This window comes from Thalassospira sp. MIT1004 (assembly GCF_001858545.1).
Lineage (GTDB): Bacteria > Pseudomonadota > Alphaproteobacteria > Rhodospirillales > Thalassospiraceae > Thalassospira > Thalassospira xiamenensis.
The window spans coordinates 33,275-45,622 of sequence record NZ_MCAO01000009.1 but is presented as its reverse complement, the minus strand read 5'-3'; the positions used below and the strand labels follow the sequence as shown (position 1 = coordinate 45,622).

Here is a 12,348-nt window from a genome sequence, read left to right as displayed (position 1 = left end):
TGGCCTTAACGCCCGCGTTCGATCACGAAACGTGCCATTTCGCGCAGCGGTTCGGCTTCGCCGTCAAAGCAGTTCAGGTGATTGATCGCCTGATTGCACAGCATGGTTGCCTGCTCTCGCGCCTGTTCAAGGCCCAGAAGCTTCACATAGGTCGATTTGTCCTGATCGATATCCTTGCCGGCCGTTTTGCCCAGTTCCGCGCTGCTGGATTCCACATCGAGAAGATCGTCCTTGATCTGGAAGGCCAGCCCCATGTCATGGGCGTAGGATCGCAATGACATGCGCATGCTTTTGGGGGCCTTGCCCAGAATCGCCCCGGCTTCGCAGGCAAAGGCAAACATCCGGCCGGTTTTCAGCAGATGCAAATGGGTGACCTGTGCCTGATCAAGGCTTTGCCCCTCGCCCGCCAGATCGATCATCTGACCGCCGACCATGCCGTACGGCCCGGCCGCACGGGCAAGGGCGCGGACAAGATCGGTGCAGACACGCGGATCGGGATGGGTGCTTTCATCGGCCAGTACTTCGAAGGCCTGCGTCAGCAGCGCGTCACCGGCCAGAATGGCGGTCGCCTCGTCAAACTGCTTGTGGCAGCTTGGCTTGCCACGCCGAAGGTCATCGTCATCCATGGCCGGAAGGTCATCATGGATCAGCGAATAGCTGTGCACCATTTCAACCGCGGCGGCGACTCGCAAGGCGCATTGGCGCGATACCCGGAACAATCCGGCGGAGCTTAGCACCAGAAACGGACGCAGGCGTTTGCCTTCGCCCAGGGTTGAATAACGCATCGCCTGAAACAGGCGTTGCTCGATCTGGCCATTGGGACGCGGCAGAATGCCATCAAGCGTTTCGCCAAGGTCAGCAGAAGCAGTACTCAGCTCAGCAAGCAGGTCGTAACTCACCATATTCTCCGCGAGAATTATTCGATTTCAGTCGGGGTTGCGTTCGGACGGCCATCGGCACCGAGGGTAATTTTCTCGATGCGTTCTTCGGCGGCGCGCAGCTTGTCGGCACAATGACGTTTCAGCGCCGCACCGCGTTCATAGGATGCAATGGCATCATCAAGCCCCACCTGCCCCTGTTCCAGCTGCCGCACGAGGCTTTCAAGCTGACCAAGGGCCTCTTCAAAGCTGAGTTTGGCGATATCATCGGGGATTGCGGTGGATGGGGTTGGCGTGGACATATCTGCTCCATTGATTTGATTGGCGCGGAGTTTACGCCGACCGTCCCGGCAGGGCAACCGGCCAGAACGGAATTCCCAAAGGAAATTCGCAGGTGCGAAGCGTGCCCCTGCCCGGCCGGAGCTTGGGCCGGGATTGAAGCATTATGCCGTCATCAGGGTTCGCACATGGGCCTGAACCGAACTTGCCAGCGATGGCAGGTCATAGCCGCCTTCAAGCACCGAGACGACGCGGTTATCGCAAACCTCGCCCGCGAGGGCGAGAAGATGTTCGGTCATCCAGGCAAAGTCGCTTTCAATGAATGAAAGTCCCGCCAACGGATCATTGCGATGCGCATCGAAGCCAGCCGAAATGATCAGCAATTCCGGTTTGAAGGCGGCAATGCCGGGTAAAACCGATTGTTCGAAGGCGTGTTTCATTTCCGCCGTTCCCGCCCCGGCCGACAGCCCGACATTGAGGATGTTATTGGCGCATCCGCGTTCATCGGGGGCACCGGTGCCGGGATAAAGCGGCCATTGATGGGTTGAACAGTAAAACAGGTCGGGATCGTTATAGAAAAGATCCTGTGTGCCATTGCCGTGATGAACGTCAAAATCCATCACCGCCACACGTTTGATGCCATGGGCATCGCGGGCATGACGCGCACCGACCGCCACATTGTTAAACAGGCAGAACCCCATCGCCCGGTCATATTCCGCATGATGTCCCGGCGGGCGTACGCCGACAAAGGCATTGCGTTCATGGCCGGCCAAGACCGCATCGACCGCGACGCAGACACCGCCAACCGCGCGCAATGCCGCCTCGCCCGAGGCGGGTGAAACATAGGTATCGCCATCAAGGGATTCATATCCGCTTTGCGGGATCGCGGCCATGACCCGGTCGACATAGGCAGGGTCATGCACCTTTTTGATCAGATCAAGATCGGCTTTTGGGGCTTCTTCCCGGTGCAGGAACATGAATTCTTCGGCTTCAAGCACCCGCTGGATCACGCGAAGACGATCAGACTGTTCCGGGTGGCCCGGCCCCGTATCGTGGTCGATACAGCTTTGATGCGTGACAAATAATGTCGCCATGTTTTGCGGATACCTTCCTGAATAGATGCCAGTCAGACAAGTTTGATTTTTGCCGGTCACCTTGCCTTACGGACGGCGACCCTGGTTATTATTGTTTCATCGTGCCAGCCGACGTTATCTGCTGCTTTGTTCTAGATCATCATGAATCAGACAAATACTGCAAGTTTTCAAACTGAATGACAGATTAAGACCCTGTATGAACTGTCTATTGTATACTCGGTGACTCAGAACGAAATATCGCCATAATCTCTGTCCACAAGACAAAGAGTGTCTTGACAGTTTGATGTTATACTTGAGAATAGGAATCTTCCCATTCTTGAATTTCATTAATGGGTTTGAGGCACAAAGACCTCGTTGGTTGGAAAAAATCGGGGACATCCCATCGGAGATTATCACCACGAATGTGATACACCCGATGCCCCAGTTGGGACAAAAGCCGAATATGGCCAGGCTAAAGGGAGCCAAATGGAACTTACCCATCTCGAAAAAAAGGCCGAGCAAGCCAGCGCGCTTCTGAAGGCCATGAGCAATCAGAGCAGACTTATGATTCTTTGCCAGCTTAACGATGGCGAAAAATCGGTCGGTGAACTTGAACGCATTGTCGGACTGAGCCAGTCCGCCCTGTCACAGCATCTTGCAAGATTGCGGCGGGACAAGCTGGTTAAAACCCGGCGCGAGGCACAGACGATCTTTTATTCGCTGCAAGGCGATGAAGCCGTCACCGTCATCAAGACACTTTATGGTCTGTATTGCCGCGACGACAGCAGCGCCGTCGCCGCCTAAGACTTTATGGAACTTCCCCCACAAAAAAGCCTGTCGGACATCCGGCAGGCTTTTTTGCGTTATCGGGCCGTTATTGCGGCAATAATCCGGTTTGTGCCTAACCGCATTCGGGGGCAGCAAGCCGCGTGACTTTCTGAAGGTCGCCGCGCACGCGGAAACTGCCGTAATTCATCCGCAGTTCCTGGGCAACACCGTTTTCACCGAAATCAACCGCAATCTCGGTCGACGGGCCGTTTTCGGCATTGCCAAGCGGGTAATAGGCCAGGTTAAGGCTGTGATAGGGCCGATTTGCGATACCATCGGCATCTTCGGCCGTGTTCTGCGATGGTCTGGCTGCCGAAATCACCGCAGCAATCCGGTTGGTCGGTGTATCGCCACTGCCATCAAACACCAGATCATTGGCAAATTTATCCCCCTGAAGCGCGCGCTTCAGCAGGGTTAGGGAATGCTGGGTCGGGAACATGGTATCGGCCGGCAGTTCCTCGGTCACTTCGACCGGGACTTCGTAGGTCACAAGAACCTTGTCCTTGTCACGCACCGCATCGCCAACAACCTCGTCGACCTGTACACCATCAAGATAATCGCGCATGCGGAAGCGGTATTTCGATCCGTCAAAGTTTTCCCACTGGGTCATCGAATAGGCGGAATTGATCGAACCGCCCTCGGCCCCTTGCAGAACCATCAGATGCTGCATCTCGGTGATCCAGCCATCACAGACCTTTTCAAACCGGTAACCCAGCGCACCGCGCACACCGACAACGGAGCTGCCGACATCCGATGACACCATCGAAAACCGGTATTCCGCCATATGCGGCACCAGTTCGGCCTGTATATCAGCCGCCTTGCGCACATGGGCCGGGTCAAAACCGCCCGGACCGGCGGCAAAGGATTGCCCTGCCTGCGCGGAACATCCCGCCAGGGCAACACAAAAGATCAGCGCCCCGAAGACGGAACGCTGTCGATTTTCAGGACAAACCGTAATAACTGGCAACTCTATTCTCCGGCAGCGTCGATCCCGACAATCCAAGGATCTTTGACACCCTTTTTGGCAGCAAGATGGCGTAAATCTTTTGCATGCTCATGCGAAAGCGGACCAACAGCAACACGAAGATATTCGCGGCCCGCAACCGTCGCACTAATCAGGCGCGGCTGATATTCACGGTAAAGCGACAGGGCATTTTGCGCGCGCAGCTGATCTGCAAAGCTTGCCAGTATTACATAGTCTCCCGGCAGCGGCACTGCAACAAGCTTGTCCTGCCCGGCGTTTTCCGGCGCGATCACGCTGACCTCGTCGGTCATGATGCCGGTATCGGTCAGGGCGGCGGTTTGGGTTTTGGCAACAGGTGCGACCGGCTTTGGCGGGGCGACATATCCGGCAACCGCGGCATCGGCTTCGCCCTGCGGATCAAGGGGACCTTCGTTGCGAAGCGGGGTACGGTCATGATCGGGGGTGAACTGCGCCTGTGCGCTGGCGACTTCGACCGGGGTTGTTTGCGGAACAACGGTCGCTTCGGCATGGGAGGTTGCGCGCGGCGGCAGATCGGTTTTGACAATCACGGCCGATGTCCGGGCACCGGCTTTGGGGTTTGACCAGTCTTCGCCGGGTGCGTTAACGGCATAAATTGCAGGTTCGGCGTCGCGGATTTTCTGTTTCACCGATTGCGCGCCCGGTTCGGCCAGAGCAACCGCATCATCGAGCACGACATTATCGCGGCAGACGTCTTCTTCGAATAACGGGCGATGCAGGGCGCAATCGCGCTCGGCAACCGCTGAAACCGCATGATCGGTGGTGCTTTTGCCCGTGGTCACATAGCTGATCAGATCGCCGGCCAGCTTGGCAACGGTCAGTTCCACCGGACCACCGCACGCCGCCAATGCCAACGGTGCCACCACCACAAGTATCTTTTTCAAACCGTAATCCCCCGCAGGATATAAATTGTTCCACCCTGAATGTGGATTACGGCGGGTTAAGATTACGTAAGCATCCGCCATAAAATAACGCGCTCCTGCCCCTCCCCATTGACGATTCCCAGCATAGAGTCCTGAACTCGCCTCAACCACCCTTAAGGGTAAATTAACACAGGCCCCACTCACGCAAAGATTGATTGTGTCGCCTTCACGTTATCATTCATCATTGAGCCGAGGTTTCCCAATGTGCACGGACTTTCAAATCCACGTTGACCAGTAAGGCTACGTTTCCGGTCGCTCCATGGAGTTTGCCCTGAACCTGAATTCCAAATTCTTCTTCCGCAGCGTCGGACACAAATATACTCAAAACCTGTGGGGCAAGAATTTCGATTATAGCTGGACTGGAAAATACGGCTTCGTTGCCATGAACTGCTTTGATCCGGATATCGTCACGGATGGCATGAACACAGCGGGCCTTTCAACAAGCAACCTCTGGCTACCCGGTAGCAAGTACCAAACCATCACCGATCCGCAAAAGGCCTTTGCATTGATAATTTTGCAGCCTGAATACTGAGTTCCTTTCCAATCTGCGATGAAGTCAAACAGGCATTGAAGGACGAAACGGTCCAAGTCGGTGCATCGACACTTTTAGCGGGATTACTGCCCCTTCATTTCCCCATCCATGACAGTGACGGAAACTGTATTGTTATTGAATTCACCGACGGCAAAGCGATGGTTTACAATAATCCGGTCAGTGTGCTGACCAATCAGCCCGAATTTCCCTGGCATCTCGAGAATCTGCGCAACTACACATCGCTCTCGCCCTATGACGCCAACGAAGCAACCTTCAACGGATATGCCGTCACTCAAACGGGGCATGGCTCTGGCCTTTCGGGCCTTCCGGGCGATCCGCCCCCACCCAGCAGGTTTGTTCGGGCGACGGTTATGACAAGTTTCGCCGCACCGGTCACAACACTCGACGCGGGCACGCATCTTGCCTTTCATATTGTGAACACTGTCGATATTCCCAAAGGTCTTGTTGCCTGCAACCAAGCCAACAAATCCATCCTGCCTGACATAGATTATACCCAGTGGGTTGCTGTGCGCGATGCAGCACGCGAAATATATTCGGTACGTTTTTACCAATCCCAGCAGGTCCGCCCGATCAATCTGACCGAACTGAAACAATCCGGCCCGCTCGATGAACTCAATGGCATGATAGTGCCCTTCGCATCAAACGGATTTGGTAATATGACCAGCGAAGAACTTGGGGCAACCGAAATCCCGAAAAGCGTCGCTGACTTGCCTCGGAACAACTGATCAATCCGACAAAAACAAACAAACGGCCAGCAGAATGGCGAGCCTTTCAGACTTCTGGCAAAGTCCTCGCATTATGAACTGACTTCGTAAAACTGGACGGCTTAAAGACAAAATGCTTTAAACTTGACCACAGTTTTTGGAGCTGACGCAGTCTAAGCCTTTTCAGAAGCCCGTGGTTGCAGCCGACGGTTTTTATCTATTTGAAAAGTCCGAAAAAATAAAACTCGGAAGTGCTGTCTCCTCTTTTTGAGGGGTACCCCCGAACTTTTTCTCTTGTTTCACAAATCCGTCGAGTCGATATCTCAAAACTCGACGGTTCGGAAAGAGTGGTTGCGGAGAGAGGATTAGCGCTCACTTTGTTCGCTCAGCTCCGCCCGACGGGCTCCGCAAAGAACCTGCAAACAGGCATTGGCTTGTTACAGGTTCAACATCCGCCATCCCCAAAGCCAAAACGATCAAACCCCACCAGATGGCGGGGTTTGATCGTTTGGTTGCGGGCGCGCGCACCGAAGTATGCTCATCTGCGCCAATCACCATTGGAGCCTATCTTATTTACTCCCAAGCCCTTTCCTCCTTAGGATAATGCGCAACCAACATAAGACAGCCTTCAAATTGCAGAGCCAAACACGTTAGGGTCTACAAAATTGAAAATGGCAGGGTAATCAAAACATCCAGCCCACCGCCATCCCGGTTGCGAATGGAAATTTCTCCACCATGTGCCTTGATCGCCCGCCGTGCAATCGACAAACCCAGTCCGAAACCGGCTCCATTTATTCCCGGCTCCCCGCGAATGAATGGTTCAAACATATTTTCAAGCTGGTCAGCAGGAATGCCCGGCCCCTGATCGGATATGGTGATGCAGAACACATTGCGGTCGGCGTCTGCTTCGGCAGAAATCCGCACCAGCTGGCCTTCGCGTGAATGGCGCAAGGCATTGCGCACTATATTTTCAAAGGCCCGCCGCAAAAGTTCAGCATTGCCCGCCACCACCGGCACTTCACCATGCCAGTTGCGTTTGATGGCAAGATTGGTCTGGACCTTGATCCCGGTTGCCTCGGCCTCAAACCGGGCATCGCTAACAACCCGGCCCAGCAGATGATCAATATCAAGCCATGTCTGGTTCTGGCTGGCACCGCTTTCGGCCCGTGACAGGGTCAGAAGTTCACCTACCAATTCATCCAGCCGAATGGTTTCCTTTTCAATCCGGTCAAGTGATCCTTCGATCCGTTCCGGTTTCTGACGCGCCAGCCCAACGGCCAATTGCATCCGCGCCAGCGGGGATCGCAATTCGTGCGATACGTCGTTCAGTAGGCGGTCACGTGCCTCGATCAACTGCTGCAACCGCACGGCCATCACATCGAAGTCACGCGCCAGATCGGCAATCTCGTCACGCCTGCGTCCAATCTTTTCGCCCAGCCGCCATGTCAGATCACCATTCGAAAGTCGTTCGAACCCCTCCTGAAGCTGCCGGATCGGGCGTGTCAGGTACCAGGCCAAAACACCGCTAAACACCAGCCCTCCCAGAACACCCGCAATCACCAACGGTGTCGGAACATTGAACCGCCTCCGTTCCGGGATAGAGGCAACGATATCGGACACATCAAATTTCAGATGTACCAGCAATCCGACCGGGCTGACCGCATCACGCGACAGAAATCCGTTTTCGCGGATTTCCTCGAACCGCTCTTCGGGAATAAAATCAGGCACCGGCCTTGCGGTGCGATTTGCATCAGGCTCGATGCTAAGACGTATGCGTTCATCTTCGGGCCAATGGGCAATCGCTTTTTCAAGCGCGCCAATACCTTCGGCCTCGACGATGCGGGCCGCGGTCTCGACATAACCGCGCGCGGTCTCCTGAAGATATCCTACATGATAGGGCTTCGGCGGATCGCCATACAGTGTGAATAAAAGCCACACCCCCTGCCAGATTGCCATAAAGGTCAACGCAAAACCGATCAGGATTTTCCAGAATAACCGGCCTCTCATATGTCCTGCCTCAAGCGATAGCCGAAGCCGCGCACGGTTTCAATCAAACCGGCATCATTGCTGACGGATTGCAATTTCTGTCGAAGGTTGCTCATATGCACATCAATCGAACGATCATAAACCTCGCGTGTGCGTCCCAATACCTTCATTGAAAGCTCGTTCTTCGATAAGGCACGTTCCCGCGCACGCATCAGAACTTCCAGAAGATTGAATTCCGATACCGTCAGGTCCAAGTCGCGACCATCAAACTGTGCCACCCGGCGCGCAGTATTCAGTCGCAATTTTCCCAGAACGACTTCATCGTCCATATTAGAGTCACTCGTATCGCGGCGCACCTCGGCAATCGGTTCGACGCGGCGCAGGACGGCACGAATGCGAGCCACCAGTTCGCGCGGATAGTATGGCTTGGGGATGTAATCATCGGCACCAAGTTCCAACCCGACAACCCGGTCGACATCGTCACCCTTGGCGGTCAGCATGATCACCGGCACCCGGCTTTTGGTGCGCAATTCGCGCAGCACTTCAATTCCGCCTATGCCCGGCATCATGATATCAAGCAACACAACGGAAAACCCGCCAGCCAGCGCCATGCGCAGGCCATCCTCGCCGTTATAGGCGTTGGCTATTTCGAACCCCTCGCCTTCAAGATATTCGCCCAGCATCGCGCCGAGTTCGACATCATCATCAACAAGCAGAATTCTGGTCACGGGCAACGGGTCTTTCAAATGCGGGTTAATTCCTGTTCATGATGACATTCTAGCGCTTAAACCGCCTAACGAAAGGCGTGGATGCCAGACTTTACACATTCCTTACAGATCATTTTCATCCCCCTCACCCCGTTCTGACAAAGGGGTTGCTATGTCTGGTATGCCCGACGGCTCAATTGCCTTTCAACGTCGGGCGCGTCTCATCCAAGGACATGAAAGCACGATGAAGAAATCATCCAGGACCGCACGCAACCTTGTCATCGCCCTGATCGTCATATTGGCGGCAGGATGGATGGCACAGGCCTATCTGTTCCCGTCCGAAGCCAAAACCAGTTATGTGACCGCCAAACCCCGTATCGGCAATCTTGCCGATACGGTACTGGCAAGTGGCACCATCACAGCCTCCAAACTGGTCAGTGTTGGCGCACAGGTATCAGGGCAGATCAAGGCACTGCATGTCGATCTCGGTGATGAAATCAAGGAAGGAGATCTGATTGCAGAAATCGATCCATCGACCCAGCAGAACGATTTACGCGATGCCGAAGCCGCCCTTGCCAACATCAAGGCACAGCTTGCCGCCAAGCAGGCCGAACTGAAACAAGCGGAACTTGATTATGCACGGCAGAAAAAGATGCGCGCCCTTGATGCCTCGCCACAGGAAGATTTCGAAAGTGCCGAGGCAACCCTAAATGTGACCAAGTCTGAAATCGCAGCGCTCAATGCGCAAATTGATCAGGCAAAAATCGCCGTTGATACCGCCGAAATCGATCTTGGATATACCAAAATCCTGGCCCCCATGGACGGTACGGTCGTTGCCCTGCCAGTCAAGGAAGGCCAGACCGTCAACGCCGCCCAATCCACCCCGACCATCATAAAACTCGCACAGCTTGATACCATGACGGTCGAGGCCGAAATATCCGAGGCAGATGTCATCCGCGTTCGTGAAGGCCAACCGGTCAGCTTTACCATTCTGGGCGATCCCGCCACGCATTATGAAAGCACGCTTCGCGCCATCGAACCGGCCCCGACCGGGATCGAGGATGATGACGACAATACCGACGACGAGGCGGTTTATTATAATGGCCTGTTTGACATCGCCAATCCGGACCACCGCCTGCGTGTCTGGATGACGGCCGAAGTCACCATCACGTTAAACGAAGTGGAAAATGCCCTGATCATACCGTCCGCCGCGCTGAGTGGCCCGAAAAAGGACGGGCAATATACCGTTCGGGTTCTTGATAACGAAGGCGACCCGGTTGAAAAGCCGGTCACAGTTGGCATGAACACCAATATCAACGCCCAGATCATCAGTGGCATTTCCGAAAATGACGACATTGTCATTGGCGCGACCAGTGGCGCAGTCGCAACCAGCCAGTCCATACGTCGCGGCCCGGGGGGGATGTTCTGATCATGAACCAGATAGCGAGAAACACGGTTAACACCCCGCTGATCGAAATCCGCGATCTGTGGCGGCACTACCCGGCGGGCGAGGATCGCATTGCCGTGTTAAAGGGTGTCAACCTGACGATTGAACGCGGCGAAATGGTTGCGATCATTGGCGCGTCCGGGTCGGGCAAATCGACGCTGATGAATATTCTGGGCTGTCTTGACCGACCAACTGGCGGGGAATACCGGGTTAATGGCCGCCTGACCGGCGATCTGGAACCAGATGAACTGGCCGCCCTTCGGCGCGAATATTTCGGATTTATCTTTCAACGCTATCATCTGCTGTCGGATCTAAGCGCACTTGGCAATGTCGAAGTGCCGTCAATTTATGCCGGTTTTGACGCCGAAACCCGGCGCGACCGTGCAATGGATATCCTGACCCGTGTCGGACTTGGGGATCGCATTCATCATCGCCCCAGCCAGCTTTCAGGCGGGCAGCAGCAACGCGTCAGTATCGCACGCGCGTTGATGAATGGCGGCGATGTCATTTTGGCCGATGAGCCGACCGGCGCACTTGATAGCCAAAGCGGCGCACAAACGCTTGAACTGTTGCGGAACCTGCATCGCGATGGCCATACCGTCATTCTGGTCACCCATGATCATGATGTTGCCGCCCATGCCCAACGCATCATTGAAATCCGCGACGGCGAAATCATCCGCGATGAACGCCAGACGCAAGCCTTTGTCGAACGCGCCGCCAGCAAAAAAGCTGAAAACTATACCCACCGCGCATCGCGTATCCGGGCCGAAATAGATCGCTTTACCGAAGCATTCAAAATGGCACTGGTGGCCATGAATGCGCATCGGTTGCGGACCTTTTTAACCATGCTCGGCATTATTATCGGGATCGCATCGGTGGTTTCGGTCGTTGCCCTTGGGCAAGGGTCGCAGGATCGCATCCTTGCCGATATCAGTTCGATTGCGACCAACACGATTGATGTCAATCGCGGCAAGGATTTCGGTGATCGCGATGCCAGCCAGATCAGGACATTAACCGCCGCCGATGCCGATATTCTGGCGACCCAGTATTATGTCGACAGCGTCACACCAAAGGTTTCAAGCACCGTCACCCTGCGATATGGCAATATCGAAGTCGATGCCGCGGTTGCCGGTGTCGGTACCGATTATTACCGGGTACGCGGCTATGAAATGGCCGACGGCATCTGGTTTAACAGCCTAGCCGTCGATAAACGCAGTCAGGACGCGGTCATTGACGACAATACACGTGAAAAACTGTTCCCGAACGGCGAAGACCCGCTGGGGCAGGTGATTTTCCTTGGCACCGTGCCGGTGCGCATCATTGGTGTAACCGCGCCAAAGGACAGCACTTTTGGCAATAATGACAGCCTGAATATCTGGGTTCCCTACACCACCGCACTGACCCGAATTCTCGGCCAGAATTACCTAAGCAGCATCACCGTCCGTATTGATGACGCAGTCCAAACCGCGTTGGCCCAACAGAACATCGAAACCCTTCTGACCCAGCGGCACGGGGTAAAGGACTTTTTCACGATCAATACCGACACCATCCGTGAAACCATCGAAAAAACCACCAGCACCATGACACTTCTGATTTCATCAATTGCGGTGATTTCCCTGATCGTTGGCGGTATTGGCGTTATGAATATCATGCTGGTGTCGGTTACAGAACGCACCGGTGAAATCGGGGTTCGGATGGCGGTCGGCGCACGTCAAAGCGACATTCTGCGCCAATTCCTGATCGAGGCGGTTCTGGTCTGCATCCTTGGCGGGGCACTTGGCGTTCTGACTGCCCTTGGCATCGGCGTTCTGTTTGACGCGATGGGAAGCTCGTTTTCGATGGTCTATTCGACGACCTCGATTGTCGCAGCCTTTGCCTGCGCCACATTGATCGGGATTGCATTCGGCTTCCTGCCTGCCCGCAATGCCGCCCGGCTTGATCCGGTCGACGCCCTGTCGCGCGACTGA

At 54.9% G+C, this 12,348-nt stretch carries 12 protein-coding genes; 5 read left to right on the top strand and 7 right to left on the bottom strand.

Features of this window, described 5'->3' with window-relative positions:
• Positions 1-5: 5 nt before the first annotated feature.
• The 3 genes from BC440_RS04410 to BC440_RS04400 form a co-directional block, all read right to left on the bottom strand.
• The gene (locus BC440_RS04410) at positions 6-902 is read right to left on the bottom strand and encodes a polyprenyl synthetase family protein (protein ID WP_071239645.1); all 897 of its coding nucleotides are present in this window, start codon (positions 900-902) and stop codon (positions 6-8) included.
• Positions 903-916: 14 nt separating this feature from the next.
• Positions 917-1,180, bottom strand: coding sequence for an exodeoxyribonuclease VII small subunit (locus BC440_RS04405; RefSeq protein WP_071239644.1), 264 nt, complete (start codon positions 1,178-1,180; stop codon positions 917-919).
• Positions 1,181-1,321: 141 nt separating this feature from the next.
• Entirely contained in the window at positions 1,322-2,251 is a 930-nt protein-coding gene (locus BC440_RS04400; RefSeq protein ID WP_071239643.1) for a histone deacetylase family protein, read from the bottom strand.
• A 465-nt stretch (positions 2,252-2,716) separates the two neighbouring features.
• Here BC440_RS04400 and BC440_RS04395 point away from each other — a divergent pair, with 465 nt between their 5' ends.
• Positions 2,717-3,034: a metalloregulator ArsR/SmtB family transcription factor gene (locus tag BC440_RS04395; RefSeq protein ID WP_007090865.1), complete on the top strand. Its 318-nt coding sequence runs from the start codon at positions 2,717-2,719 to the stop codon at positions 3,032-3,034.
• 97 nt (positions 3,035-3,131) lie between these two features.
• On the opposite strand, the gene BC440_RS04390 is transcribed toward BC440_RS04395, so the two are convergent.
• Together BC440_RS04390 and BC440_RS04385 are read right to left on the bottom strand one after the other, a co-directional pair.
• Positions 3,132-4,025, bottom strand: coding sequence for a DUF1849 family protein (locus BC440_RS04390; RefSeq protein WP_071239642.1), 894 nt, complete (start codon positions 4,023-4,025; stop codon positions 3,132-3,134).
• A 2-nt stretch (positions 4,026-4,027) separates the two neighbouring features.
• Positions 4,028-4,945, bottom strand: a complete 918-nt coding sequence (locus BC440_RS04385; protein WP_071239663.1) for an SPOR domain-containing protein — start codon at positions 4,943-4,945, stop codon at positions 4,028-4,030.
• A gap of 298 nt (positions 4,946-5,243) precedes the next feature.
• On the opposite strand from BC440_RS04385, the gene BC440_RS04380 reads away from it, so the two are divergent.
• Complete coding sequence (locus tag BC440_RS04380; protein ID WP_071239641.1) at positions 5,244-5,516, top strand: hypothetical protein; 273 nt, start codon at positions 5,244-5,246, stop codon at positions 5,514-5,516.
• Positions 5,517-5,551: 35 nt separating this feature from the next.
• On the top strand, positions 5,552-6,262 hold the full coding sequence (locus BC440_RS04375; protein WP_071239640.1) for a linear amide C-N hydrolase: 711 nt from the start codon (positions 5,552-5,554) through the stop codon (positions 6,260-6,262).
• A 636-nt stretch (positions 6,263-6,898) separates the two neighbouring features.
• On the opposite strand, the gene BC440_RS04370 is transcribed toward BC440_RS04375, so the two are convergent.
• On the bottom strand, positions 6,899-8,248 hold the full coding sequence (locus BC440_RS04370) for an ATP-binding protein (protein WP_071239639.1): 1,350 nt from the start codon (positions 8,246-8,248) through the stop codon (positions 6,899-6,901).
• Positions 8,245-8,955 (bottom strand): response regulator transcription factor, encoded by a 711-nt coding sequence (locus tag BC440_RS04365; protein ID WP_247643528.1) that lies wholly within the window; start codon positions 8,953-8,955, stop codon positions 8,245-8,247. Before BC440_RS04365 ends, BC440_RS04370 begins: the two co-directional genes overlap by 4 nt.
• A 223-nt stretch (positions 8,956-9,178) precedes the next feature.
• Here BC440_RS04365 and BC440_RS04360 point away from each other — a divergent pair, with 223 nt between their 5' ends.
• Together BC440_RS04360 and BC440_RS04355 are read left to right on the top strand one after the other, a co-directional pair.
• Positions 9,179-10,363 (top strand): efflux RND transporter periplasmic adaptor subunit, encoded by a 1,185-nt coding sequence (locus BC440_RS04360; protein WP_071239661.1) that lies wholly within the window; start codon positions 9,179-9,181, stop codon positions 10,361-10,363.
• Between the two features lie 2 nt (positions 10,364-10,365).
• Complete coding sequence (locus BC440_RS04355; RefSeq protein WP_071239638.1) at positions 10,366-12,348, top strand: MacB family efflux pump subunit; 1,983 nt, start codon at positions 10,366-10,368, stop codon at positions 12,346-12,348.